We start from the raw sequence: 25,816 nt of genomic DNA on the forward strand, positions 1-25,816 counted from the left end.
CCGCCCCACCCCTTGCCTACCGCCTTGCGCCCTTCCCAACCCTTTCGATCGTCCGCTGTGCGGTGGTGCCTGCTGGCCTGGTGGATGGCGGGCGCCGCGCACGCGGGCATCCGCATCGCCGACGACCGGCAGCAGACCGTGGAGCTGCCACGGCCGGCAGCGCGCATCGTGTCGCTGCAGCCCTCGCTCACCGAGACGCTTTGCGCCCTGGGCGCCTGCGATCGCCTCGTCGGCGTGGACCGGCACTCCAACTGGCCCGAGTCGGTGCGCCAGCTGCCGCAGGTGGGCAGCCTGGCGGACGCGCACGTGGAGCGCATCATCGCGCTGCGGCCCGATCTGGTGCTGGTGCGCCCACGCAACCGCGTGGTCGAGCGGCTGGAGGGCCTGGGCATCAAGGTGCTGGCGCTGGACGCCAAAACGCATGCGGACATGCGGCGCAACATGGAGGCGGTGGCACAGGCCATCGGCAAGCCGGGGGCGGGCGAGGCGCTGTGGCACCGCACCGACGTGCGGCTGGACGAAGCCCGCGCCCGGGTGCCGGCCGCATGGCAAGGCCGGCGCGTGTACTTCGAACTGCACGGCGGCTCGGCAGCGGCGAGCGAGGCCTCGTTCATCGGCGAAACGCTGGCCCGCCTGGGACTGCGCAATGTGGTGCCCGGCAGCCTGGGCGCGTTTCCCAAGCTGGGCCCGGAATACGCGGTGCGGGCCGAGCCCGATCTGCTCATCACCAACGAAGGCCGGGGCACGCCGCCGATCACCGCGCGCCCCGGCTGGGGCACCATGGAGGCGGTGCAGCGCGGTCGGTTCTGCCGCATCGCCGAATCGCACTTCGACGTGATGGTGCGGCCAGGTCCGCGCCTGGACGAGGCGGCGCGGGAAATCCTGGATTGCCTGGCATCGGTGGACCGGCGCTCCACGCCACCGTAAGGGCCGTGGCTGCCATGGCGGCAGCGATGGCACGGACAGGCAAGAGCGCTATCAAAAATATAGCGATATGCCCTAGTATCAATTGTCCTCCAGGCCATTTTTGCACTGAGAACGCCGCTGATTCAGCGGTGGCAGCTCACCTTTCCATAGCGGCTGGAAGGTCCTCCACGCCATCCGCCCTCCAATAGCGCGCCTGCCACAACTGCGCCAGCCGCTCGGCCCGGTGCAAGGGCACGCGGGCCACGTCGAAGTCCACCACGCAGGCCTCGCGCGCCACCGCCGGCCGGCCCGGCTGCTCGCGCGTGCGGGCGTCGGTGAGCAGCCAGAGCCACCCTTGCCGGCCACGCGCGCCCTGCAGCACCTGGGCAGCCCGGTCCACTGCGCCGTGCAGCGGCGTGCCGCCCCCGCCGCCGATGGGCGATACCCAGCCGTCGCTCCAGGCGGGTGCGCGCTGGGGCGGCACGCGCAACTGCACGCCGCCGCCACCGAAACACAGCAGCGCCACGTCGTCGCGGTGACGGTAGGCCTCGCCCATCAGCGTCAGCAGCACGCCCTTAGCACGCGCCAGGGCACCGCTCGCCACCATGGAGGCCGAGCAGTCCAGCACGAAGCAATGCAGCCGCCCGGTGCGGGCCTGTGCGGGCTGGTGCCGCAGGTGCTCCCGCCGCAGTTGGGCGGCCGCACCCCGCGCCATGAAGGTGCGCGGCCAGTCCCAGGGCCCCGGCTCGCCGCCGCGCAGGTCGGGCGTTCGATCGCCCCGCCCCCGGTCTCCCTGGCGCGCCGCAGCACGCCCGGGGCGGGGGCTCAGGCTTTTTTTGGTGCGCTGTCCTGCCCGCCGCGCGGCACCAGCGGCCGCACGGGTTTGAAGGCCTGGGTGCCCACGGGCTCGGGGGGCAAGGCGCCCCAGTCCGCAGCCCCGGTGGAAAGGGCGCCGCCGCTGTCGGCAGGGCCATCTCCCTCGCTCCCATCCCCTGGTGTGGCGCTTTCGCTCGGGCGGCCCTCCCGCTGCGTGCCCGGGGGCTTCTCCCCGCTCGGCCCCGGGGCCAGCAGGGGCGGTGGCGGCGCCTCGGCATCCGCGTGGCGGCGGTGCGCGAGCACCAGTTCCGCGACCGGCGCCACATGGCGAGCCTCCACGGCGGAGGCGCCCTCCCACGCGGCCAACGCGCGGGCGGCGCGCAGCATCACGATGTCCGCGCGCAGCCCGTCCACGCGGGCGGCGATGCAGCGCTCGCCGACATCGGCCAGCAGCGCATCCGGCCACGGCAGCGCGCCGGGCTGGGCGATGCGCTCGCGCGCCGCGCGCAGACGCTGCGCCAGATCGGCCTGGGCGTCGGCAAAGCGCGCGCGAAAGCCTTCCGGGTCCATGTCGAACGCCAGGCGCGAGCGCACGATGGCCTGGCGCTCGGCCGGCTCCACTACGTTGGCCAAGCGCACGCAAAGGCCCAGCCGGTCCAGCAGTTGTGGGCGCAACTGGCCCTCTTCCGGATTCATGGTGCCCACGAGCACAAAGCGCGCCGCGTGGCGGTGCGAGATGCCGTCGCGCTCCACCACGTTGACACCGCTGGCGGCCGCGTCCAGCAGCACGTCGACCAGCGCATCGGGCAGCAGGTTGATCTCGTCCACGTAGAGCACGCCGCCGTGCGCGCGCGCCAGCAGGCCGGGCGCAAAGCGCACCGCGTTGCCGGCCATCGCCTGTTCCAGGTCCAGCGTGCCGGCCAGGTGTTCCAGCGAGGCGCCCAGCGGCAGCGTGACGAAGGGCGCGCCTTCGATCAGCTCGGCCAGGGCACGCGCGGCGGTCGATTTGGCCGTGCCGCGCGGGCCTTCGATCAGCACGCCCCCCAGTTGCGGATCGATGGCGGCGAGCAGCAGCGCCTGGCGCAGTTGCGGCTGGCCGGCAACGGCGGCGAAGGGGAAAAGCGCGGGCAGTGAAGGAGTGGCGTCTTGCATGCTGAGGGGTGGGGAAGGCGATGTCAGCGCCGATCGCGGCCTTGGCCATGCGGTCGATGCGGTCCGGCTGCCAGTGGCGGTGTTGCGGGCGGTGTTGCGGGCCGTGTTGCGGCCTGTTGTGCAGATCGGGGTGCGTGGGGTGTCATCCGCGGGCGCCCTCCTGCGCTTGCTCGTGCTCCAGCAGCAGGTCTTGCAGCGCCTGGCGGTAGTCGCCCGGCGCCTGCCACAGGCCGCGCTGCATGGCCTCCAGCAGGCGCTCGAGCATGTCGCGCAAGGCGGCGGGGTTGTGGGTGCGCACGAAGTCGCGCGTGCCTGCGTCCAGCACATAGGCATCGGCCACCAGCGCGTAGTGGTGGTCGCTCACCTGGCGCGTGGTGGCATCGAAGCCGAACAGGTAGTCCACCGTGGCCGCCATTTCGAAGGCGCCCTTGTAGCCGTGGCGCTTGGCGCCGTCGATCCACTTGGGGTTGGTGACGCGCGCACGCACGACCCGGCCGATCTCTTCCTTCAGGGTGCGGATGCGAGGCGCCTGCGGGTTGGCGTGGTCGCCGTGGTACAGGGCGGGCTGCCGCCCCGACAGGTGCCGCACGGCGGCGGCCATGCCGCCCTGGAACTGGTAGTAGTCGCTGGAGTCGAGCAGGTCGTGTTCGCGGCTGTCCTGGTTCTGCGCCACCACGTCCAGGCCCTGCAGCCGGCGCGCGAGCGCATCGCCCGCGGGCTCGCCCGCGGCGTCCTGCCCGTAGGCATGGGCGCTCCAGCCCACGTAGGCGCGGGCCAGATCGCCGTCGTCTTGCCAGTCGCCGGTCTGGAACAGGCCGTTCAGGCCCGAGCCGTAATGGCCGGGCGGTGCGCCGAACACGCGCCAGCCGGCCTGGCGGCGTGCAGCGGCCGCGTCCACGCCCCGCTGCTGCAGCGCGGCGCATTCTTCGAGGATGCGGGTGCGGATGGGGTTTTCCTCGGCGTCCTCGGCCTCCAGCGCCGCCACGGCCTGCACGGCCGCATCGAACATCTGGACCGTGCCGGGGAAGGCATCGCGGAAAAAGCCGGAGATGCGCAGGGTGACGTCGATGCGCGGGCGGCCCAGCCCCACGCGCGGCACCACCTCGAAATCGACCACGCGCTGGCTGCCCGCCGCCCAGCGGGGCCGCACGCCGATCAGCGCGAAGGCCTGGGCGATGTCGTCGCCGCCCGTGCGCATGGTGGCCGTGCCCCAGACCGACAGGCCCAGCGTGCGCGGGTACTCGCCGTGCTCCTGCAGGTAGCGCTCCAGGATGCGCTGGGCGGACTGCTGGCCCAGCTCCCAGGCGGTCCGGGTGGGAATGGCGCGCGTGTCCAGGGTGTAGAAGTTGCGCCCCGTGGGCAGCACGTCGGGCCGGCCGCGCGACGGCGAGCCGCTCGGGCCCGGCGGCACGAACAGCCCGCGCAGGCCGCGCAGCAGCTGGCCCAGCTCTTGGCCACCGCACGCGTCCAGCGCGGGCGCCAGCGTGCCCTGCACCCGCGCTAACACGGCCTGCGTGCGCGGCCAGGCTGCGGCCGGCGCGCCGTCCTCCAGCAGTTGCTGGGCGAGCAGCTCCAGCCGCTCGCGCGTGTCGCCGTGGTGCCGCCAGGGGCTGGCGTCCACTGCCTGCAACGCTTGGGGCCGCGGGCCCTGCCAGGGCTGCGCCGCCTCGATCTGCAGCGGGTCGAAGGGATCGCCGGGCAACAGGTCGTCGGCCAGGGCCTGCAGCAGCCCCGCCTGAGCGCCCTGCCCGTCGCCAGCTGGGTAGCGGGCCAGCGCCAGCAGCGTGTCGCGCCGCTGGCGACCCGTCGGCGAGGCGCCGAAGACATGCAGGCCATCGCGGATCTGCGTTTCCTTCAGCTCGCACAGGTAGGCGTCGATGCGCGCGAGGATGGCATCGTCGTCCGGCGCGCCGCCGGCCGGTGCGGCCAGGTCCAGCTCCTCGAGCAGGTGCTGGCGTCGCACCGCATCCAGGATCTGCCGGCGCAGCAGCGTGGCGCGGCGCGCATCCACCAGCAACGCGTCGTAGTACTCGTCCACCAGGCGCTCCAGGTCCTGCAGCGGGCCGTGGTTTTCGGCGCGGGTGAGCGGTGGCATGAGGTGGTCGATGATGACCGCCTGGCTGCGGCGCTTGGCCTGCGCGCCCTCGCCCGGGTCGTTCACGATGAAAGGGTACAGGTGGGGCAGCGGCCCCAGGATCGCATCAGGCCAGCACGCCTGCGACAGCGCCAGGCTCTTGCCCGGCAGCCATTCGAGGTTGCCGTGCTTGCCCACGTGCACCACCGCGTCGATGGCGAACACGTCGCGCAGCCAGAAGTAAAAGGCCAGGTAGCCGTGCGGCGGCACCAGCTCGGCATCGTGGTAGCTTGCGTAGTCCTGCGCACCGGCAGTGCCCTGCCCTGGCGCCGCCGCATTGGCGCGCGCCGGCTGGATGCCGATGAACACGTTGCCCAGCCGCAGGCCCGCGATCATGAAGCGGCCCTGGCGCAGCAGCGGGTCGGCCTCGGGCGGGCCCCAGCGGTCGTGGATGGCTTGCGCCATGCCCTCCGGCAACGCGTCCAGCCGCGCGCGATAGTCCGCCATGGCGTAGCTCTGCCAGGCGGGGCGTAGCGGCCACTGCGCGGGGTCGTTCGCAATACCCTGCTGCAACACGCGCATGAGCGCGTCGCCATCGGCCGGCACGGCCGCGGCGTCGCCCAGGGCGTAACCCTCGGCGCGCAGGCGCTGCAGGATGCCGATCACCGACGCGGGCGTGTCCAGGCCCACGCCGCTGCCCAGGCGCCCCTCGCTGCCGGGGTAGTTGGCCAGCACCAGCGCCAGCCGTTTGTCCGGGTTGGGAAGGCTCCGCAGCCGGCACCAGCGCTGGGCCAGTGCAGCGACGAACGCCACCCGGTCGGGCTCGGGCTGGTAGGCCACCACGTCGGCCTGCGTGAAGGCGCAGCGGTGCGACAGCCCCTTGAAGCTGATGGCGCGCGTGACGATGCGCCCGTCCATCTCGGGCAGCACCACCTGCATGGCGATGTCGCGCGGACGCAGGCCCTGGCTGTCCGCCCACCAGTCCTCGCGGTTTCCGCCGCTGGCGATCACCTGCAGCACCGGTGCATCGCCCGCGAGCGCGGCCCCTTCCTCCAGCGCCGCGAAGGCCGTGGTGTTCAGCACGAGCTGCACCGCATGCTGGCGGCACAGGTCCTGCAGCGTGGACAGGCACAGCGGGTCCTTGAGCGAATCGAGCGCCACCGGCAAGGGATTGAGCCCCTGGCCGGCCAGCGCCAGCGCCAGCGCGTCGAACGCAGCGGTATTGCCCGCCATGAGGTGCGAGCGGTAGAACACCAGCGCCACCACCGGCGCGCCCGGCACCCAGGCCGCGCGCAAATCGTCGATGCCGGGCACGGTGTGCCCCGCCGGACGCGCCACGCCCAGCGCCGGCGGCACATGCACGGCGGCCTGCGGCAGGCTGCGCGGCGGCAGCGGCGCATCGCCATGGTCCAGCCCGTGGAAGGCCACCGCGCGCAGGAACTGCATCGCATTGCCCGCGCCGCCGGCGCGCAGGTACTGCCACAGCCCATGGCACACCGAAGGGGGCAGCGTGCTGCGCTCCACCAGGTGCGGGTCTTCCTGCAGGTCGCCCGAGAACATGGCCAGTCGCTGCCCCTGCCGGCGCGCGAGCGCGCCGATCTGCTGGATGCCGTAGGGCCAGGCCGATTCGGAACCCAGGTGGTCCACGATCACCACGCGCGCGTGGCGCAGCACCTCGTCCAGGTACAGGTCCAGCGACGCGGGCTGGCGCAAGTACAGCAGGTTGGCCACCCGCACCGAGGGAAAGCCCGGCTGCGTGCGCGCCAGTTCGGCACAGGCGGCCGAAAGCAGCGAGAGCGTGGTGTCGGCCGAACTGAGCACGACGATGTCCGCCGGGCTCTGGTCCAGGCGGGTGATGACGGTCTCGTCCTCGACGAAGCCGCCCGGGCGGGTGCTCAGCAGGTGCATGCGGGCGGGCCGGGCCGGACTATCGCGCCCGCATCAGGCGGCCACGCCGTCGAGCCCGGCCCGCAGCGCGGTGGCATCCAGCGCCTGGCCGATGAACACCAGCCGCGTGCGGCGGTCCTCGCCCTCGCGCCATGCGCGGTCGAAGTGGTGATCCAGGCGCCGGCCCACGCCCTGCAGCAGCCAGCGCATGGGCTTGCCCGGAATGGCGGCGAAGCCCTTCACGCGCAGGATGGCGTGCTGCTCCACGAGGCCCGCCAAGGCGGTCAACAGGCGGTCGCGGTCCACGGCCGGCAGATCGATCACGTGCGCGTCGAACTCGTCGTGGTCGTGGTCTTCTTCGTGGTCATGGTGGCTCTGGCGCTGGTCGATGGAGGCCTCGGACGCCTTGGACAGGCCCAGCAGCACATCCAGCGGCAGGCGGCCCTGCTCGGACTGCACCACCTTCACGGACGAGGGGATCTCCTCGCGCACCAGCGCCTGCACGCGGGCCAACGCATCGGCGTCCACCAGGTCGGTCTTGTTGAGCACGACCAGGTCCGCGGCGGAGAGCTGGTCCTCGAACAATTCATGCAGCGGCGATTCGTGGTCGAGGTTGGGGTCCGCGCGGCGCAGGGCGTCCACGGCCTGCGGGTTGGCGGCGAACTGGCCGCTGGCGGCGGCCGGCGTGTCCACCACCGTCACCACCGCATCCACAGTGAACACGTTGGCGATCTCCGGCCACTGGAAGGCCTGCACCAGCGGCTTGGGAAGGGCCAGGCCCGAGGTCTCGATGAGCACCGCATCGATCTGGTCGCGCCGCTCGGCCAGCAGCTTCATCACCGGGAAAAACTCTTCCTGCACCGTGCAGCACATGCAACCGTTGGCCAGTTCGTAGAGCGCGCCTTCGCGCTCGTTGCCCGCGTCGTCGCAGCCGATGCCGCAGCCCTTGAGGATCTCGCCGTCGATGCCGAGTTCGCCGAACTCGTTGACGATCACCGCGATGCGGCGGCCGTCGGCGTTGTCGAGGATGTGGCGCAGCAGCGTGGTCTTGCCGCTGCCCAGGAAGCCGGTGACGATGGTGGCGGGAATCTTGGACGTTTGCATATCGGTTCTTTCGGTGCCGCAGACGGCGTGACTGCGGAATTATCCGGGAACCCGCCGAGCCGTCTCCCGCGGGACAGGCGGCGCGGCCTGCACACCTCCCAAAGTGGAGCCTGCACCATAATCGTGACCCTGTGCCCTGCGGCGACGGGGCGTGCTGACAGGCATGCGGACCGCGCTCCCACCCCACGGCGGCACGGCCCTTTCGCCCGTCCCCTGCTCCACACCGAATCCATGAACCCTGAAGCCCACAACATCTGGCGCGCACCGCGCTGGGCCCTGGCCGTCCTGCTGGCGCTGCTGGGCATGCTGGGCCCATTTTCGATCGACACCTACATCCCCGCGTTCTCGGGGATCGCCGCCGCGCTGGGCGCATCGCCGGTGGAGATGCAGCAGACGCTGTCGGCCTACCTGTTCGGCTTCGCCTTCATGACGCTGTTCCACGGGGCGCTGTCGGACAGCTTCGGGCGCAGGCCCGTGGTGCTGTGGGGCATTGCCGTGTTCACCCTGGCGTCGGCCGGCTGCGCCCTGTCGGAGAGCATCGGCCAGCTGGTCATCTTCCGCGCGCTGCAAGGCCTTTCGGCGGGCGCGGGCATCGTGGTGTCGCGCGCGGTGATCCGCGACATGTTCCCGCCCGCCCAGGCGCAGCAGGTGATGAGCCAGGTCACCATCTATTTCGGTGTGGCACCGGCCATCGCACCCATCATTGGCGGGTGGCTGTTCGTGCACGCGGGGTGGCACAGCGTGTTCTGTTTCCTGACCGGCGTCGGCGCGACGCTCTGGCTGGCCAACTACCGCCTGCTGCCGGAAACGCTGCATGCCGAGCAGCGCCAGCCCTTCAATGCGCGGCACTTGCTGCGGGGCTACTGGGAGCTGGGCTCGAGCCCCCGCTTCCTGCTGCTGGCACTGGCCAGCGGTGTGCCGTTCAACGGCATGTTCCTGTACGTGCTGGCCGCGCCGGCCTTCCTGGGCGACCACCTGGGGCTGGCTCCCACGCATTTCTTCTGGTTCTTCGTGCTGACGATCTCGGGCATCATGGGCGGCGCCTGGCTCAGCGGGCGGCTGGCAGGGCGCATCGCGCCCAAGCGGCAGATACGCCACGGCTTTCTGATCATGTTCTCGATGTCCATCCTGAACCTGCTGGCGAACTGGCTGTTCAAGGCGCACGTGTCCTGGGCGTTGCTGCCAATCGCCGTGTTCGCGTTCGGCTGGGCGCTCATGGTGCCCGTGGTCACCCTGCTGGTGCTGGACCTGCATCCGGAGCGGCGCGGCATGGCCTCGTCGCTGCAGGCCTTCGTGGGGTCGTCCGCCAACGGCCTGGTGGCGGGGGTCGTCGCGCCGCTGGTCATGCATTCCACGCTGTGGCTGGCCGGTGCCTCACTGGGAATGATGTGCGTGGGCCTGGGTGCCTGGGTTTACCTGCATCACCGTTGGCCGGACGTAGGCCGCACGGCATCGGCGGGCTGACCCGGAACGGGCATGCCCCGCCGGACGCAGCGCGAGCCGCCGGCTCAGTTGCCCCGGCGGCGATCCGTCTCGCGGGCCTGGTAGTAGCGCATCTTCTCGGCGTACATGGCCTGGTCCGCCCGGTTCACCGCGGCCTCCAGCTGGTCGCCCGACGAGGCACTCGACGTTCCCATGGACAGGCTCAGCGGCCGGCCGGGGTAGAACTGGTTGTTCAGGTCCAGCAGCGAACTGATTCTCTCCATGAGGGAATGCGCACCGCGTTCGTCGGTCGCGGGCATCAGCACGGTGAACTCGTCGCCGCCGATGCGCGCGGCGCATGCCGGCGCATCCACGGCCTTGGCCAGCACCTCGCCCACGCGGCGCAGCATGGCGTCGCCGGCCGCATGGCCTTCTTCGTCGTTGATCGACTTCAGGCCGTTCATGTCGATCACGAGAACGGCCACCGGCCAGGGGCCCTTGCGCGTGAGCCGGTTCAGTTCCTCGACATAGAAGGCCCGGTTGCGCAGCTGGGTCAGCACGTCGTGCTTGCCCAGGTATTCCAGGTACGCCTCTGCCTTTTTGCGCGCGGTGATGTCCACCAGCGACAGCAGCACCATGCTCCAGTCATGCGCATGCTCGGGCAGGATGGCGAATTGCATGTGGATGTTCACGGCATCGCCAGAGAGGGAGTAGTTCACCACCTCGCGCTGCTGGAAAAGCCTGCCGTCCCACAAGTCCAGCAACTGCTCCGCAAAGGACTCCTGCATTTCCCCGCGAAACACCTTGCCGATCTGGTGCAGCAGCATCTCCTTGGAATCGGCCCCGAACATCGACAGGGTTTCCTGATTGACATCGATCACGCGGATTTCGTGCATGCATCGCACCACGAACTCGGGGTGCACCTTGAGGAAGGTCTTGAAATCGCGGATACCCTGCGAATGCACGTCATCCAGCAGCCGCTTGACCGCGCTGAAGTCCTCCACCCACAGCGACACGGGCGAATTCTCGAAGAGACCGCGCGCATACAGTTCACTCTCCTTCAGGGCACGGCTTGCCTGGTGCTGCGCAGTGTTGTCCTCCAGGGACACCAGCACGCGGCTCCAGTCGTCCTCATGCCCGGGCAGGATGCGTCCGCGGATCTGCACGTCGAGCCGGCGGCCATCGAGCGTGTAGTTGACCGCCTGGTTGGAAAACTCGGTCGCCCCGGACCACAGCTGCAGGATCTCGGGCAAGGCCTGCTCGTGCATGTCGTCGCGAAACACCTGTCCGAGAGAGGCCTCCAGCGTGGCCTGGTCCGGCGCGGCGAACAGCTCCAGCGTCCGCTGGTTCACCTTGATGACCTTGAGGCAATGGCTGTACTGCCGCAGGCAGGAGGGGTCGTTTCGGACGTGCTCGGCGATGTCTTGCACCCCTTCGCTGCGCCAGCGGGCAAAGAGTTGCTTGAGCGCGCTGTAGTCCTCCAGCCAGAGCGACACGGGCGCAAGGTCGAACATGTGTTCGAAGTCCGCGTCCGAGGACGAGGGCAAAGAAGACGGCATCGGGAACCTCCAATCAAGCGGACGATTGTCGGGCAGACGCCGACGGCACCGTTCCATCGTGTGGTCCGCCCATAAAAAAAGCCAACCCCGAAGGGTTGGCTTTTGCAGTCAGCGGCAGTCCGCGCGCCGATCAGCGGGCAGGGCGTGCAGGGCGCTTGCGTGCATCGTGCGGCACGAAAGGCTTGCCGCCGCCGGCTCCGGGCTTCGCGAACGCCGGCTTGCGGGGAGCGAACTCGCCACGGGGGGCGAAATCACCACGCGGAGCGAAGTCGCCGCGCGGAGCGCCGCCTTCGTTGCGGCCACCGCCGAAGCCATTGCCACGGGCTGCGTCGCCGAAGCCGGGCTTGCGGCCATAGCCATCGCCATCGCGACGGGCACCGCCGCCGAAGCCGCGGTCATCGCGCGGAGCGGCATGGCCGCCAGCACCTTGGTAGCCACCACCAGCAGCACGGGGAGCGGGAGCGCCACGGCCACCGAAACCGCTGCGGTCGTTGCCCGCAAAGCCGCCACCGAAACCGCCACGGCCTGCGCCGGCCGGCTTGCGATCGCGCGAGAAGCCGTCACGGCTCTCGTAGCCACCCTGGCGGCCACGGCCACCGAACTCGGGGCGGGCCTGCGGCGCGCGTTGCTGCGGCTCCAGGCCAGGCACCACTTCCGACTTGAACTGCTGCTTGCTGTAGCCTTCGATGTCGAAGATCTTGCGGCGATCACGGAACTCGGCGAACGTCACCGCCAGGCCATCGCGGCCTGCACGGCCAGTGCGGCCGATGCGGTGGGTGTAATCCTCAGCCTTCATCGGCAGGCCGTAGTTGAACACGTGCGTGATCGTGGGCACGTCGATGCCGCGGGCAGCGACGTCGGTGGCCACCAGCACCTGCACCTGGCCACTGCGCAGCGCCATCAGGCGGCGGTTGCGAAGGCCCTGGCTCAGGGCGCCATGCAGCGCCACGGCCGAGAAGCCTTCCTGCTGCAGGTCGTTGGCCAGGCCGTCGCATTCGACTTGCGTGCTGGCGAACACGATGGCTTGGTTGATCGTCGTGTCACGCAGCCAGTGGTCCAGCAGCTTGCGCTTGTGCTGGGCGTTGTCGGCCCAGAACAGCACCTGCTTGATGTTGGCGTGCTTTTCCTGCGGGGAGTCGATCTGGATCTTCTTCACCGAAGCGCCGTTGTCGTGCATCACACGCATGGCCAGTTGCTGGATGCGCGGTGCGAACGTGGCACTGAACATCATGGTCTGCTGGCGCTGGGCGGTCAACTGGTTCAGTTCGGCCAGATCGTCCGAGAAACCGAGGTCGAGCATGCGGTCGGCTTCGTCCACCACCAGGAACTGCACCTGGTCGAGCTTGATCTGCATCGAGCGTTGCAGGTCCAGCAGGCGGCCGGGCGTGGCCACCACGAGGTTGGCGTTCTGCAGCTTGGCGATCTGCAGCTGGTACGGAATGCCGCCCACCACATTGGCCACGCGCAAGCCGCGGCAATGCTTGACCAGTTCGATGGCGTCATGGGCCACTTGCTGGGCCAGTTCGCGGGTGGGGCACAGGATCAGGGCGCCAGGGGCGGCAGCCTTGAAATTGCGGGGGTTGGTCGGGTCCTTGCGCTTGCGCTTGGGGGCCGGCTCGCCACGGGCCAGGGCTTCGGCAACGGAACGGTCGAACTCGTCGCGGGCGGCGGCATCGGCTTCGGCCTGCTGGCGGATCAGCGTGTGCAGCACGGGCAGCAGGAACGCGGCGGTCTTGCCGCTGCCGGTCTGGCTCGAAACCATCAGGTCAATGAACTGGCTGGACTCATCGCCCGAACCCATGGCCAGAGGAATGGCACGCTCCTGAACACCGGTGGGCTGGGTGTAGCCCAGGTCGGCCACGGCCTGCACCAATTCGGGGGCCAGGCCCAGACGCACGAAGCCGTTGGGCAACGCGGGTGCCGCGTCTTCCGCCACGGCGGCGGATTCAGTGGATTCGATGGATTCGCCGGTTTCGATCGCGGACGATTCCAGCGTTTCAACGGCCATGGAAGATTCAGCAGGCGCGAATTCGCCCTGCACTTGCAAAGTGTCGGTCATATTTTTCTCACACGAAGACGGCCGCAGGCGTGGCCTGCGGAGGCTTCGTCAATGGTTAAAAAACATCAACCATCAAACGAAACCAGCGCCAGCATGTTGCTGGGCAGGTGGGCATTAGCGCGGGATCCAGGCTGAAGGGTTCAGCAGGCCGCAGGCCCAGTGTGTGAAGGGAGATGCACAAACTGCGCGATATTTCCGCGCAGCCGGCGATTATTGCACGGCTGGGGTTTTCCCGCAATGCAATCGGTTAAATAACGCGTTAGAGCCGCCCTGCCCGAATCGAACGATCCGCGTGCGTTGCAGCCCCGCCATGAGTGCCCCCAGCGCTCACAGCGCCAGCAGGTGGGTGCGGTAGTGAGCGAGTTCGTCGATCGACTCGTGCACATCCGCCAGGGCGGTGTGCCGCTGCGCCTTCTTGAAGGTGGTGTAGGCCTCGGGCTTCCAGCGCTTGGCCAGTTCCTTGAGGGTGCTGACATCCAGGTTGCGGTAGTGGAAAAACGTTTCCAGCCGCGGCATGTACCGGACCAGAAAACGGCGGTCCTGTCCGATGCTGTTGCCGCACATGGGCGCCGTGCCCTTCGGCACATAGCGCGAGAGGAATTCGATGATCTGTTGCTCTGCCTCGGCTTCGGTCACCGTGGAGGCGCGCACCTTGTCGATCAGGCCGCTGCGGCCGTGTGTGCCCTTGTTCCATGCGTCCATTCCGTTGAGCAGCGCATCCGACTGGTGAATGGCGAACACGGGGCCCTCAATACGGGGGCTGAGGGTCGGTCCCGTGACCACGACGGCGATCTCCAGCAGGCGGTCGGTTTCCGGGTTCAAACCGGTCATTTCGCAGTCAAGCCAGACGAGGTTCTGGTCAGATTTGGGTAGCACAGGCACAGTGGGGTTGGCGATATCGGACATGGCCGGCATTGTCGCCGATGGCCTAAACTCGCCGGACATGCCCACCCCCGCCCCTTCCGCGCTGCTCGCGCCCTCCACCCTTCTCACCCTGCTGTTCGCCGCCTTTCTGGTGACGGGGCTCGCACTCCGGTTCTGGCTGGCATCGCGCCAGATCCGCCATGTGGCACGGCACCGCGACGCCGTGCCTGCCGTGTTCGCCGACCGCATACCGCTCGCGGCACACCAGAAAGCGGCCGACTACACCATCACCAAGGCCCGCTTCGGCCTGCTGGAGATGGCACTGGGCGCCGCGGTGCTGCTAGGCTGGACCCTGCTGGGCGGACTGGATGCGCTGAACCAGTTCCTGCTCGATGCACTGGGTGGCGGCATGGTGCAGCAATTGGCGCTGCTGGCGGCCTTCGCGGCCATCAGCGGGTTGATCGACCTGCCCGCCACGCTCTACCAGACCTTCGTGATCGAACAACGCTTTGGCTTCAACCAGATGACGGCGCGCCTGTGGCTGGCAGACCTGGCCAAGTCCACCTTGATGGGCGCGGCCATCGGCCTGCCCATCGCGGCACTGATCCTGTGGCTCATGGGCGCGGCCGGCCCCCTTTGGTGGTTGTGGGCCTGGGGCGCGTGGATGGGATTCAACCTGCTGCTCATGGTGGTCTATCCGATCTTCATCGCGCCGCTGTTCAATAAATTTCAGCCGCTGGAAGACGAATCCCTCAAGGCCCGCGTCACGGCCCTCATGCAGCGTTGCGGCTTTGCAGCCAAAGGGCTTTTCGTGATGGACGGCAGCCGCCGCAGCGCCCATGCCAACGCCTATTTCACGGGGTTCGGCGCAGCCAAACGCGTGGTGTTCTACGACACCCTGCTGCGCCAGCTGTCCCCTGGCGAAGTCGAGGCGGTGCTGGCCCATGAGCTGGGGCATTTCAAGCACCGCCACATCGTCAAGCGCATCGTGAGCCTTTTCGCGCTGAGCCTCGCGGGCTTTGCGCTGCTGGGCTGGCTTTCCACGCAGGGCTGGTTCTACACGGGGCTGGGCGTGCTGCCCAACCTGTCGCTGGAAGGCGTGGCCGGCTCTGCGCCCAACGATGCCCTGGCGCTGCTGTTGTTTTTGCTGGCGGTGCCAGTGTTCACCTTCTTCATTTCACCGTTGTTTGCGCAACTGTCGCGCCGCCACGAGTTCGAGGCCGACGCTTATGCCGTGGCCCAGACCAATGGCAGCGACCTCGCCACGGCCTTGCTGAAACTTTACGAAGACAATGCCTCCACCCTCACGCCCGATCCGGTGTACGTGAAGTTCTATTACTCGCATCCGCCGGCCACCGAACGGCTGGCGCGCATGCCCAACCTGGCCCCGACACCATGACTTCGATGCTCAAGAAAAAAGACTGGTCCACGCAGACGCGACGTGCTTTGACGGCGACGGAAATCGTCGCCAAGCTGGCCGACCTCGACGGCTGGAAACTGACCGGCGACGGCGCAGATGTGGCCATCGAAAAGACCTACCGCTTCGCCAACTACTACGAGACCATCTCGTTCGTGAACGCCGTGGCCTTCGTCGCCAACGCGCAGGACCATCACCCGGACCTGTCGGTGCACTACAACCGCTGCGTGGTGCGACTGAATACGCACGACGTGAATGGCATCTCGGCGACCGACATCGAATGCGCATCGCGCTTCGATAGTCTGCTCGCCGCATGACCACACCCCTTCCCCGTCATGGCTGAGCGCAGCGCCCTGTTCGACGGCATCGTGGTGGCCAGCCACGGCCGCCATTGCCTGGTCGAATCGCCCGACGGCCAGCGCCGCATTTGCCATCCCCGCGGGAAAAAGAGCCAGGCCGTGGTGGGCGATCACGTCCTTTGGCAGGCCGCGCCAGCCGGCCAGGGAGACGAAGGCACCATCGAGAAGGTCAAGGAGCGCCGCAACCTGTTCTACCGGCAGGACGAAATCCGCACCAAGTCCTTCGCCGCCAACCTGGACCAGGTGCTGATCCTGATCGCCGCCGAACCCGTGTTCTCGGAGAGCCAGCTGGCCCGTGCGCTGATCGCTGCGGAAGCAGAGCGCATCACGCCGATCATCGCGTTGAACAAAAGCGATCTGGTCGAGCCCTTCGCGCGGGCGTGGGAGCGGTTGCTACCCTACCGCCACATGGGCGGCAGCGCGGCGGACGGCCACCACTATGGCGTGATGCCGCTGTCGCTGTCCGAATCGGGCGAGGTGGACAAGGCCGCACTGATGGAGCGCCTGTCCGGCAAGACCACGCTGGTGCTCGGCCCGTCGGGCTCAGGGAAGAGCACGCTCATCAACCTGCTGGTGCCGGGCGCCACGGCGCTCACGGGCGAGATCTCCCAAGCGCTCAATTCCGGCAAGCACACCACCACCACCACGACCTGGTACTGGGTGGACGCCGAACGCCGCACCGCCCTGATCGACTCGCCGGGCTTCCAGGAATTCGGCCTGCACCACATCGGACCGGCCGATCTGCCGCGCTACATGCCCGACATCGGCCTGCATGCCCAGGGATGCAAGTTCTACAACTGCACGCACTTGCACGAGCCCGGCTGCGCGGTCATGGCGCAGGTGGACGGATTGCAAGGCGAATCACGCACCGGCGCAGATTCCATCAGCGCGAATCGCTACCAAATTTATAGCAACCTGTTTGCCGAACTGAGCGAGCACCGGCATTGGTGATGGGACGGAAAGGCGGCGCTCAGTCCCGGCACTCGACGTACCACCCCAGATAGTCGCTCCAGGCCGGCTCGTGCTCGGCCTCCAGCACGGGGGGGTCCATGCCCGGCACCGCTTCGGCAGCGCGCCGAGCGGCCTCCAGGGCGTGGTCGGCGCTGGTCACGTAGCAATGCACCGTGCGGGTGCCACCGCGCAGCACGATGTGGCTGCAGATGCCTTGCTGGTACATGGTGGCCGCATTGACCCAGGCGTCCTCGAAATCCTGCGCCTGCTGCAGCGCGGACTTGTCCTGCGCCGGCAGGCTGGCCTGCACGCGCCAGCCGAAATCCGCGCGGGACACCAAGGCATTGGCGCTCAGATTGACCTGCACCATGATGGGATCGCCCTGGGCATCCCGCCCCTCCAGCGCAGCCCAGCGCACCGGCTCGGGCGGATAGACCGCCGAGCGGCCCAGGGTCTCACGCCAGAAGGTGTCGATGCGCGAAACGCTGTCATCGAGCGACGCGGGCTCCCAGTCCTCGAAGCCCGCGTCGTCGCTGAGTCCATCCGTGTCGAATTCCACCACCCCGACCTTCACCGAAAAATCGTACTCGCCCAGCATGTGGTCGAGCAAGATGAACGCCATGTGGCGGGCATGGTCCTGCAGGTCCATGGGCACGGGCTTGGAAAACGACAGCGCCAATGCGATGCGTCCATCGATCTGGCCCACGCGCACCAGCAGCTCATGGGTGGCCAGATCGAATCCGTCCATGCGCATGCCGAAGCCACCGGGCATCCGCTGGCGGAAGGCCTCTACCCGCCATGGCAATTGCGCCGGTACCTGTGCGGTCAACGCTTGCACATCGGCAAACCGCTCGGCACTCCCGTGGGCCGTGAAAACCAGCCGGGCCAGGCCTTCCACGGGCCCCTCCTTGCCCGCGCCGGCCACCTCCACCGTGACCCCGGGAACGCAAGGCTCCAGCAGGGCATTGAGGCGCTCCATGAACGGAACGGACTCCAGGCCCTGCAAATCGGCCCGTTCGCCCAGGACCGCAGCCCAGAAGCGGTCCGCGGCGGCGGACATCTCCTGCGTGGAAGGCTCGCGGGAGGGAGATTCAGTTCGGTTCATGGACAGTCCTGGTAGCACCTGCTCGGGGGCAGGGCATCGGTAACGAACAAGGCCGCGTCAAAGGCGGAGCGACTTCGCCGCAAAACTTCAAAAAGAAGCCCGGCTCAGCCCAGCAACCGGGCCAGGGTCAGCAGGGCGAGCAGCAGCATCCATACCACCACCGAGCGCCAGACCAGGCCGACCACGCTGCGCAAATGCCCCACTTCGGGCTCCCGCCCCGGCGTGACGTCGCTGCTTGCGGCCTCGATGTCACCATCGAAGCCGGCGGGCGAGAGCGGGTCCACCCGCGCCCGCAAAGCCTCACCGCCCAGGCGCACGTTGATGGCGCCGGACGTGGCCGCCAGCACGACGCCATCGTTGTCGTTGGGAAAGCGCTGCGCATGGAAGCGCCAGCCATCGATGGCTTCTTCGAAGCTGCCCACCACGGCGAAGCTGAGGGCCGTCAGGCGGGCAGGCAACCAGTCGATCACGGTCCAGGACCGCGCCGAGGCACGCTGCAACGATGCGCTGGCCGGATGCGGGCTGCCGGCCTTCCAGTAGCGCGAGACGAATTCAGCCAGCCGGTAAAGCACTGCACCGGTGGGCCCCAGCCCCAATGCGGCCAGCACCGAAAAACAGGCGAGCACGCCGAACACGTGGCGGTGCGCAGCGATGACGGAATACTCGACCACGTGCCGCACGATCTCGCTGCGGGGCAGTTGGCCCACGTCCACCTGCTGCCAGGCCGCGAGCCGGGCCCGCGCGCTGTCTTCATCGCGCTCTTCCAGCGCATCGCGGATGTTGGTGAAATGGTGGCTGAACTGCCGGAACCCGAGGGTGACGTAAAGCACCGCGACATTCCAGACCACCGCCGCCGGCCAGCCCACGCCGTAGAACAGCAGCCAGTGCACCGCCAGCACCGCGAGCGAAGGCACCAGCACGGCGAGCGCCCATGCCACCCACCCGTGGTGGGCCTTGCCCGCATCGAAGTTGCGGCTGATCGACAGCGCCCAGGCGCGAACGCCCGCATGGATGGGGTTGCTGCGCGCCAGCGGGCGTGCCTGCTCGATCAGCAACGCGAACAGGATGGCAAAGAAACTCATGGGGGGCAATGATAGCGGCCCGGTTCGGTGCCCAGCCGTCGTCGCCACCGGAAAGATCGCCCGATGTCAGGCCAGCATGAAACGGTAGAAATTGCGCAGCATGCCCGCGGTCGCGCCCCAGATGAAGTGCGTCTTGCCGGCGGCATCCTCATAGGGCATGGAAAACCATTCGCGGGTGACGCCTTCCCATTCGAACGCATGGCGCCGGTGGTGCGACGGATCGAGCAGGTAGTCCAGCGGGACCTCGAACACGTCCGCCACTTCGTAGGCATTGGGATTCAGCGTGCAATCGGGCTCCACCAGAGCGACCACCGGGGTGATGCTGAACCCGGTGCCCGTCCTGTACGTTGCCAGTTCCCCCAGCACCTCCACATACCGCCCCTCCAGGCCGACCTCCTCCCAGGCCTCGCGCAGCGCTGTGGCGGCAGGGTTGGCATCTTCCGGGTCGGCGCTGCCGCCGGGAAAGGCCACCTGGCCGGAGTGCGTGGACAGGTGCACGGTGCGCTCGGTGAGCAGCACCGTCGCGCGCTCGCGCATCACGATCGGGATCAGCACGGCGGCATGGCGCAACGGTCGTTCGGTGAAGGCACGCTCATACACGACCTCTGGCACCCATGCCGGCGCCGAGGCGAAGCGCAGCCGCAGTGCTTGCGCCGTTTGCGCCGCAGCAGGAACGCGGGGGAGATGGGCGTCCACCCCCAGCACGGGCACGCGGCGCGGATCGAACTGCGGCAGCGAAGACAGCGGAGCGATCACCGAAGGCATGGAAGGTGAAGGGGGCGAAGAATCTGGCGGCGTCATTGGAGTGGGCCTGGTCGGCCAAGCGGCCAAAGAAAAAGCCGCTACGGCTTGCGCTGTAGCGGCTTCGGGGCAGTGCAAGGCGCCTTATGCGGCTGCGACCGGCGCGGCCTTGACACGCGAAGGCAGCTTTTCCTTGATACGTGCCGACTTGCCGCTGCGTTCACGCAGGTAGTACAGCTTGGCACGGCGCACGTCGCCACGGCGCTTGACTTCGATGTTGGCGATCAGGGGGCTGTACGTCTGGAACGTGCGCTCCACGCCTTCGCCGCTGGAGATCTTGCGCACCGTGAAGCCGCTGTTCAGGCCGCGATTGCGCTTGGCAATCACCACGCCTTCGTAGGCCTGCACGCGCTTGCGGGTACCTTCCACCACGTTCACGCTCACGATGACCGTGTCGCCAGGGGCGAATTCGGGAATGGTCTTGTTCAAGCGGGCGATTTCTTCCTGCTCGAGAGTCTGGATCAGATTCATGTTTGCATCCAACGATCATGTCCGCGCCAAGATTGGCAAGCGTCGGGATTGACGTGGGGTGCTTTCGCAGCAAAGGCGAAAGCGGCCGGCCAGAGGATCGAAAAGCCCGCGATTATAGCAACTTGCCGTCCTTTGCCAAAACGGCCTCGTCCGCCTTGCCCAAAAGCCCCTGTGCGCGCGCCGCGTCGATGAGTTCGGGACGGTGCTTCGCGGTGATCGACAGGCGCTGATCCCGGCGCCAGCGCTCGATCTGCACATGGTGGCCGGAGAGCAGCGGTGCAGGAACCCGCAGCCCCTCCCACTCTTCGGGCCGGGTGTAGTGGGGGCAGTCCAGCAAGCCGTCGAGCGCCTCGTTGAAGCTGTCGAACTGGTGGCTCCCCTCATCGTTCAGCACGCCCGGCTGCAGGCGTGCCACGGCGTCCAGCAGGGCCATGGCCGGGATCTCGCCGCCCGACAGAACGAAATCGCCCAGGCTGAGCTGCATCTGCACGTGCGCGTCGATGAAGCGCTGGTCGATGCCCTCATACCGCCCGCACAGCAAAATGGCGCCGGCGCTGCCGGACCAGCGGGTCACGCCCGCGTGATCGAGCGCCTGCCCGGTCGGCGAAAACAGCACCACCGGGGCCGCCTGCCCCGCCGCCTCGGCCCGGTCGGCCCGAATGGCCGCCAGGCACCGCGACAAGGGCTCGGCCATCATCACCATGCCGGGGCCGCCCCCAAAGGGCCGATCGTCCACCCGGCGGTAGTTGCCTTCGGCGTGATCGCGCGGGTTCCACAGCCGCACCTCGACCTGACCCGACGCATACGCGCGCCGCGTCACCCCGCTGGCCAGAAACGGCGCGAACAGCTCGGGAAACAGGGTGATGACGTCGAAACGCATGGGCAGAGGGGGCCAGGGCCGCCGAAGGAATGGCGACGCGGCCCGTCCTTCAATCGGTCGGTCGATCCATCAGTAGTCGGGTTGCCAATCGACCGTGATGCGGCGCTCGGCCAGCTCCACCTTGTCGACGAAGGCCGAGACGAAGGGAATCATGCGCTCCTGCGCCTTGCCCTCGTGTTCGTAGGCCAGCACCAGCGTGGTCTGCGGGCCGGTGGAGAGCAGCTCACGCACCGTGCCGAGGTCCACGCCCTCGCGGTTGACGACCGCCAGGCCGATCAGGTCGACCCAGTAGTACTCGTCCTCGGCGGCGGTGGGAAAGCTCGAGCGGGGCACGAAGATGCGCGCGCCGCGCAGCGCCTCGGCCGCATCGCGGTCGTCCACGCCCTGGGCGGTGGCGACCACCGTATCGGAATGCTCCCGCGCCTGCTTCACCGCCAGCACCACCGTGCCTTCGAAGAAGCTCTTGGCGCCTTTTTCGCTGGGCTGCAGAAACCAGCGCTTGGAGGAAAACAGCGCTTCCGGATCGGCGCTGTAAGGCAGCACCTTGAACCAGCCCTTCACACCCCAGGCATCGGCAATGCGGCCGATCTCCACCGCATCGGAAGGCAACTCGGCAGGCTCAAGAACGGGCAGATTGGGCATGGTGTGCAACGGGGTTTCGGAAATGAAAAAAGGCGGGGCCCGTCAGAAAAACCAACGGGACCCGCCTTTTGTCCGTAGGACGCGGATCAGGCAGCCTTCTTGGCAGCCTGCTTGATCAGACGGTCCACGGTGGGCGAAGACTGGGCGCCGACGCTCTTCCAGTAGGTCAGACGGTCTTGCGCAATGCGCAGGCCTTCTTCGCTTTCCTTGGCCGTGGGGTTGTAGAAACCCAGGCGCTCGATGAATCGGCCATCGCGGCGCACACGCTTGTCGGCCACGACGATGTTGAAAAACGGACGACCTTTGGAGCCGCCGCGGGAGAGTCGAATAACGACCATAATGAATCCTTCGGGTGGTCGCAGCGTAAAGCTGCATGGTTTTTTGCTGCGTTTGAGACACGCGACATGGCCACCCGGCCAGCGACACGCTGCAAAGCCCGCGATTATAGCCACTTCACCCCACATGCCCACCATCCGCGACAGCCGCAGCGAAGATATCGCTGCCATCACCGCCATTTACCAACACCACGTCCTGCACGGCACCGGCACCTTCGAGGTGGACCCACCGACCGAAACCGACATGGCCGCCCGCCGCGCCGACGTGCTGGCCAGGGGCCTGCCCTACATCGTGGCGGAAAAGGATGGCCAGGTTCTCGGCTTCGCCTACGCCAACTGGTTCAAGCCCCGCCCGGCCTACCGCTTCTCGGCGGAAGACTCCATCTATGTCGCCGACACCGCCCGGGGCATGGGGCTGGGCCGCAAGCTGCTCGATGCGCTGGCGCAGCAGGCGGAGGCGGCGGGCGTGCGCAAGCTGCTCGCGGTGATCGGCGATTCCGCCAATGCCGGCTCCATCGGGGTGCATCGCGCTGCCGGCTTCACCGAGATCGGCGTGATGCGCTCGGTGGGCTGGAAGTTCGGCGCCTGGCGCGACATCGTGCTGATGGAAAAGACCCTGGGCGCGGGCGACACCACGTCGCCGGAATGAACGACCTGCCATGAAGAACAAGACCGTCGCCGCCTGGCTGGCCTTCGTCGGTGGGCCCCTGGGGCTGCACCGCTTCTATCTGCACGGCCTGTCGGACATGCTGGGCTGGCTCCTGCCCATTCCCACGGCGCTGGGCATCTACGGCATCCAGCGCGTGCAGGCAATGGGGCAGGACGACCACGCCAGTTGGCTGCTCATCCCGCTGCTGGGCTTCACCATCGCGGGCTGCGCGCTGCGCGCCATCCTCTACGGACTGATGACGCCCGAGCAATGGAACGCCCGCTTCAACCCGGCCGCGGCGCCGGATGCCGCTCCGGGTCGCACGCACTGGTTCACGATCTTCGCCATCGCCCTGTCGCTCCTGGTGGGCACCGCGGTGCTGATGGCCAGCCTGGCCTTCAGCTTCCAGCGCTACTTCGAATACCAGATCGAAGAGGCCCGCAAGATCTCCCAGTGAAGGCATTGGGCATTGAATGTGCCCAACGCCCTAGAAAATCATGCGGTGGTAGCTATCAAAACAATAGCACCCCACCCCTGGATCGCGATCAGTAGAGCTGCAGGCTGACCCAGTAGGCGATGGCCGCCACGAACGCGCTGGCCGGAATCGTCAGGATCCACGCCCAGACGATGTTGCCCGCCACGCCCCAGCGCACGGCGCTGGCGCGCTGGGTGGAGCCCACGCCGACGATGGCGCCCGTGATGGTGTGGGTGGTGGAGACCGGAATGCCCAGCGCCGTGGCGACGAACAGCGTCATCGCCCCACCCGTCTCGGCACAGAAGCCGCCCACCGGCTTGAGCTTGGTGATTCTCTGGCCCATGGTCTTGACGATGCGCCAGCCGCCGAACATGGTGCCCAGCCCGATGACCAGGTAGCACGACACGATGGTCCAGGTGGGCGGCGAGGCGTCGGATGCCGATGCGTAGCCCGTGGCGATCAGCAGCAGCCAGATGATGCCGATGGTCTTTTGCGCATCGTTGCCGCCATGGCCCAGGCTGTATGCGCCCGCGGACAGCAGCTGCAGCCGGCGGAACCACTTGTCCACCTTGTTCGGACGCGCGCGGCGGAAGATCCACGCCACCGCCACCATCATCAGCGAGCCCAGCAGAAAGCCGAGCAGCGGCGATACGAAGATGAACGCCACCGTCTTCAGGATCCCGGCCGAGATCAGCGCCCCCGCGCCCGCCTTGGCGATGACCGCGCCCACGATGCCGCCGATCAGCGCGTGCGACGAGCTGCTCGGAATGCCGTAGTACCAGGTGATGACGTTCCAGGTGATGGCGCCCACCAGGGCCCCGAAGATCACGTGCGTGTCCACCACGCCGGGCTGCACGATGCCCTTGCCGATGGTGGCGGCCACGCTCAGGTGGAAGATGAAGATGGCGATGACGTTGAAGAACGCGGCGAAGAGAACGGCCTGCGTCGGCTTGAGCACCCCGGTGGAGACCACGGTGGCAATCGAGTTGGCGGCGTCGTGAAACCCGTTCATGAAGTCGAACAGGATGGCCAGTGCCACCAGCAGCATCACGACCCACAGGGCGGTTTGGACGGTTTCCATGCGTAGAGAGCGTGTATTTCTTCTGGCAGGCCGGGATCAGGAGTTCTCGAGGATGATGCCCTCGATGTGGTTCGCCACGTCTTCGCACTTGTCGGTGATCGTCTCGAGCAGTTCGTAGATCGCCTTGAGCTTGAGCACCTCGCGCACGTCGGGCTCTTCGCGGAACAGTTTGCTCATGGCGCTGCGCATCACGCGGTCGGCGTCGCCCTCCAGGCGGTCGATTTCCTCGCAGGTCTTGAGCGCGGCCTCGGCCACGGCCGGGTCGGCGATCTTCTCCAGCAGCTTGACGGCGTCGCGCACGCGTTCACAGCACTTGAGGCTGATGTCGGTCAGGCGGGTGATCTCTTCGGTCATGTGGCGCACGTCGTACAGCGCCATGGTTTCGGCCGAGTCCTGGATCAGATCGGCCACATCGTCCATCGTGTTGATGAGCGAATGGATCTGCTCGCGGTCGATGGGGGTGATGAAGGTCTTGTGCAGCGAGCGGTTGACCTCGTGGGTCACGCGGTCGGCGGCGCGCTCGGCGTTGTCCACGTCCTGGTTGTATTTGTCGCGCAGGTGGGGATCGTTGTAGTTGGCCACCAACTGAGAAAAAGCGCGGGCGGCCTCGACGATGCGGTCAGCATGCTGATTGAACATCTCGAAAAAATTGCCCTCGCGGGGCAACAGCTTTCCAAAAAACATGCGGACTCCTGAACAGACGGACCCATCGCCCACGGTCGCCACGGATGTGACAGGACGATGACACTTTTGCGAAAGGCGCGAGTTTAACCGCGCCGTTTGCATGCACTCCGGCCCATCGTGTGTCGACGGGCGGCGGCGAACGTGTCAGGCAACTCCTACAAACATCGCGCCGCGCTGCCCACATGACCCTGGCGAGGCGCGGCTTACATTGAATCGGCAGTCTTTGATCCGCCCTCTTTCAGACGCTCAGACGCAACCGCCTCTTTCATCGCCATGCCAAAGGATTTCCCCATGAAACACACGCTTCGCGTTCTTCCGTGCGTTCTCGCGCTTGCGTTCGGTGCCGTCACCGCCCACGCGCAGACGGCCAATCGCGCCTCCAACCGCGACTCGTTCATTCCCAGCACGCAGCAAGGCTACGTCGGCCTGAGCGGCGGCCAATCCAAATACGATCTGCGCAGCGGCACCGGCGGCTTCGCGTTCGACGACAACGACACCGCCTGGAAAATCTACACCGGCGGCTATTTCAACCAGAACTTCGGCATCGAGTTCGGCTACCTGAACTTCGGCAACGCCACCCGCGTGGGCGGCGAGACCAAGGCGCAGGGCCTGAACCTCAGCCTGGTCGGCCGCCTGCCGCTCAGCGAGCAGTTCGACGTGTTCGGCAAGGTCGGTACCACTTATGGCCGCACCAAGACCTCGGGCAACCCCGGTTTCGGCGTGACGACCGGCGACGACAACGGCTTCGGACTGTCGTATGGCGCCGGCGTGCGCTGGGCGTTCAACCCGCAGTGGGCGGCCGTGGTCGAATGGGAGCGCCACCGCCTGAACTTCGCCGACGGCAAGTCCGATGTGGACATGACCACGGTGGGCGTGCAGTACCGCTACTGAGCACGCGGGGACGCACGCGTCCCTGACCCGTCCTGGAATAGGTTGACACCTATGCGGGACTGAACCCTAGCCGTAATTGGCTTGCAAGAGACGCCCGGTGCACCGCATCGGGCGTTTTGTATTCTAGGGACAGGTGGGGCCGCTGCTCGT

The 25,816-nt window shown here is 67.7% G+C and carries 24 protein-coding genes; 8 read left to right on the top strand and 16 right to left on the bottom strand.

Annotated elements, in window-relative coordinates:
• Positions 1 to 24 precede the first annotated feature (24 nt).
• Complete coding sequence (locus AVMA1855_RS13555; RefSeq protein ID WP_349817110.1) at positions 25 to 927, top strand: ABC transporter substrate-binding protein; 903 nt, start codon at positions 25 to 27, stop codon at positions 925 to 927.
• A 136-nt stretch (positions 928 to 1,063) separates the two neighbouring features.
• Here AVMA1855_RS13555 and AVMA1855_RS13560 read toward each other — a convergent pair whose 3' ends face one another.
• From AVMA1855_RS13560 to cobW, 4 genes are all read right to left on the bottom strand, one after another.
• Positions 1,064 to 1,621 carry a vWA domain-containing protein gene (locus tag AVMA1855_RS13560; protein WP_284426103.1) on the bottom strand — a complete coding sequence of 186 codons (558 nt, stop codon included), beginning with the start codon at positions 1,619 to 1,621 and terminating at the stop codon, positions 1,064 to 1,066.
• A gap of 110 nt (positions 1,622 to 1,731) precedes the next feature.
• Positions 1,732 to 2,874 carry a magnesium chelatase ATPase subunit I gene (locus AVMA1855_RS13565; RefSeq protein ID WP_284426104.1) on the bottom strand — a complete coding sequence of 381 codons (1,143 nt, stop codon included), beginning with the start codon at positions 2,872 to 2,874 and terminating at the stop codon, positions 1,732 to 1,734.
• Between the two features lie 142 nt (positions 2,875 to 3,016).
• Entirely contained in the window at positions 3,017 to 6,856 is a 3,840-nt protein-coding gene (gene cobN / locus AVMA1855_RS13570; RefSeq protein WP_284426105.1) for a cobaltochelatase subunit CobN, read from the bottom strand.
• 33 nt (positions 6,857 to 6,889) lie between these two features.
• Positions 6,890 to 7,939, bottom strand: coding sequence for a cobalamin biosynthesis protein CobW (cobW, locus tag AVMA1855_RS13575; RefSeq protein WP_284405816.1), 1,050 nt, complete (start codon positions 7,937 to 7,939; stop codon positions 6,890 to 6,892).
• 231 nt (positions 7,940 to 8,170) lie between these two features.
• On the opposite strand from cobW, the gene AVMA1855_RS13580 reads away from it, so the two are divergent.
• The gene (locus AVMA1855_RS13580) at positions 8,171 to 9,403 is read left to right on the top strand and encodes a multidrug effflux MFS transporter (protein WP_284426106.1); all 1,233 of its coding nucleotides are present in this window, start codon (positions 8,171 to 8,173) and stop codon (positions 9,401 to 9,403) included.
• 44 nt (positions 9,404 to 9,447) lie between these two features.
• Here the strand turns inward: AVMA1855_RS13580 and AVMA1855_RS13585 are convergent, their stop codons facing one another.
• The 3 genes from AVMA1855_RS13585 to orn form a co-directional block, all read right to left on the bottom strand.
• The gene (locus AVMA1855_RS13585) at positions 9,448 to 10,920 is read right to left on the bottom strand and encodes a sensor domain-containing diguanylate cyclase (protein ID WP_284426107.1); all 1,473 of its coding nucleotides are present in this window, start codon (positions 10,918 to 10,920) and stop codon (positions 9,448 to 9,450) included.
• 130 nt (positions 10,921 to 11,050) lie between these two features.
• Positions 11,051 to 12,979: a DEAD/DEAH box helicase gene (locus AVMA1855_RS13590; protein WP_284395092.1), complete on the bottom strand. Its 1,929-nt coding sequence runs from the start codon at positions 12,977 to 12,979 to the stop codon at positions 11,051 to 11,053.
• A gap of 327 nt (positions 12,980 to 13,306) precedes the next feature.
• Positions 13,307 to 13,885 (bottom strand): oligoribonuclease, encoded by a 579-nt coding sequence (gene orn / locus AVMA1855_RS13595; protein ID WP_284426108.1) that lies wholly within the window; start codon positions 13,883 to 13,885, stop codon positions 13,307 to 13,309.
• 37 nt (positions 13,886 to 13,922) lie between these two features.
• Here orn and AVMA1855_RS13600 point away from each other — a divergent pair, with 37 nt between their 5' ends.
• Genes AVMA1855_RS13600 through rsgA form a run of 3 tightly spaced genes read left to right on the top strand, consistent with a single transcriptional unit; the run spans position 13,923 to position 16,570 of the window.
• Complete coding sequence (locus AVMA1855_RS13600; RefSeq protein ID WP_284426109.1) at positions 13,923 to 15,242, top strand: M48 family metallopeptidase; 1,320 nt, start codon at positions 13,923 to 13,925, stop codon at positions 15,240 to 15,242.
• Positions 15,239 to 15,577, top strand: a complete 339-nt coding sequence (locus AVMA1855_RS13605) for a 4a-hydroxytetrahydrobiopterin dehydratase (protein WP_284426110.1) — start codon at positions 15,239 to 15,241, stop codon at positions 15,575 to 15,577. Before AVMA1855_RS13600 ends, AVMA1855_RS13605 begins: the two co-directional genes overlap by 4 nt.
• Positions 15,578 to 15,595: 18 nt before the next feature.
• Positions 15,596 to 16,570, top strand: coding sequence for a ribosome small subunit-dependent GTPase A (rsgA, locus tag AVMA1855_RS13610; RefSeq protein WP_284395100.1), 975 nt, complete (start codon positions 15,596 to 15,598; stop codon positions 16,568 to 16,570).
• 19 nt (positions 16,571 to 16,589) lie between these two features.
• Here rsgA and AVMA1855_RS13615 read toward each other — a convergent pair whose 3' ends face one another.
• From AVMA1855_RS13615 to rpsP, 7 genes are all read right to left on the bottom strand, one after another.
• Entirely contained in the window at positions 16,590 to 17,675 is a 1,086-nt protein-coding gene (locus tag AVMA1855_RS13615) for a hypothetical protein (RefSeq protein WP_284426111.1), read from the bottom strand.
• 104 nt (positions 17,676 to 17,779) lie between these two features.
• On the bottom strand, positions 17,780 to 18,757 hold the full coding sequence (locus tag AVMA1855_RS13620; RefSeq protein WP_284395104.1) for a CobD/CbiB family protein: 978 nt from the start codon (positions 18,755 to 18,757) through the stop codon (positions 17,780 to 17,782).
• Positions 18,758 to 18,823: 66 nt separating this feature from the next.
• Positions 18,824 to 19,522, bottom strand: a complete 699-nt coding sequence (locus AVMA1855_RS13625; RefSeq protein WP_284426112.1) for a CoA pyrophosphatase — start codon at positions 19,520 to 19,522, stop codon at positions 18,824 to 18,826.
• 120 nt (positions 19,523 to 19,642) lie between these two features.
• Entirely contained in the window at positions 19,643 to 20,029 is a 387-nt protein-coding gene (gene rplS / locus AVMA1855_RS13630; RefSeq protein WP_272548681.1) for a 50S ribosomal protein L19, read from the bottom strand.
• Positions 20,030 to 20,141: 112 nt separating this feature from the next.
• On the bottom strand, positions 20,142 to 20,909 hold the full coding sequence (gene trmD / locus AVMA1855_RS13635) for a tRNA (guanosine(37)-N1)-methyltransferase TrmD (protein WP_284426113.1): 768 nt from the start codon (positions 20,907 to 20,909) through the stop codon (positions 20,142 to 20,144).
• 69 nt (positions 20,910 to 20,978) lie between these two features.
• The gene (gene rimM, locus AVMA1855_RS13640) at positions 20,979 to 21,551 is read right to left on the bottom strand and encodes a ribosome maturation factor RimM (protein WP_284395110.1); all 573 of its coding nucleotides are present in this window, start codon (positions 21,549 to 21,551) and stop codon (positions 20,979 to 20,981) included.
• A gap of 86 nt (positions 21,552 to 21,637) precedes the next feature.
• On the bottom strand, positions 21,638 to 21,889 hold the full coding sequence (gene rpsP, locus AVMA1855_RS13645; protein ID WP_272564613.1) for a 30S ribosomal protein S16: 252 nt from the start codon (positions 21,887 to 21,889) through the stop codon (positions 21,638 to 21,640).
• 124 nt (positions 21,890 to 22,013) lie between these two features.
• On the opposite strand from rpsP, the gene AVMA1855_RS13650 reads away from it, so the two are divergent.
• A complete protein-coding gene (locus AVMA1855_RS13650; protein ID WP_284426114.1) occupies positions 22,014 to 22,535 on the top strand; it encodes a GNAT family N-acetyltransferase in 522 nt (173 codons plus the stop codon).
• Between the two features lie 10 nt (positions 22,536 to 22,545).
• On the top strand, positions 22,546 to 22,992 hold the full coding sequence (locus tag AVMA1855_RS13655; RefSeq protein ID WP_284395115.1) for a TM2 domain-containing protein: 447 nt from the start codon (positions 22,546 to 22,548) through the stop codon (positions 22,990 to 22,992).
• 88 nt (positions 22,993 to 23,080) lie between these two features.
• Here the strand turns inward: AVMA1855_RS13655 and AVMA1855_RS13660 are convergent, their stop codons facing one another.
• Both AVMA1855_RS13660 and AVMA1855_RS13665 read right to left on the bottom strand, forming a co-directional pair.
• The gene (locus tag AVMA1855_RS13660) at positions 23,081 to 24,091 is read right to left on the bottom strand and encodes an inorganic phosphate transporter (protein WP_284426115.1); all 1,011 of its coding nucleotides are present in this window, start codon (positions 24,089 to 24,091) and stop codon (positions 23,081 to 23,083) included.
• A 36-nt stretch (positions 24,092 to 24,127) separates the two neighbouring features.
• A complete protein-coding gene (locus tag AVMA1855_RS13665; protein ID WP_092740846.1) occupies positions 24,128 to 24,775 on the bottom strand; it encodes a DUF47 domain-containing protein in 648 nt (215 codons plus the stop codon).
• 291 nt (positions 24,776 to 25,066) lie between these two features.
• Between AVMA1855_RS13665 and AVMA1855_RS13670 the strand changes: the two genes are divergently transcribed.
• Positions 25,067 to 25,666: an outer membrane beta-barrel protein gene (locus AVMA1855_RS13670; RefSeq protein ID WP_284395121.1), complete on the top strand. Its 600-nt coding sequence runs from the start codon at positions 25,067 to 25,069 to the stop codon at positions 25,664 to 25,666.
• Positions 25,667 to 25,816 lie beyond the last annotated feature (150 nt).

The organism is Acidovorax sp. SUPP1855, from assembly GCF_030158955.1.
Lineage (GTDB): Bacteria > Pseudomonadota > Gammaproteobacteria > Burkholderiales > Burkholderiaceae_C > Paracidovorax.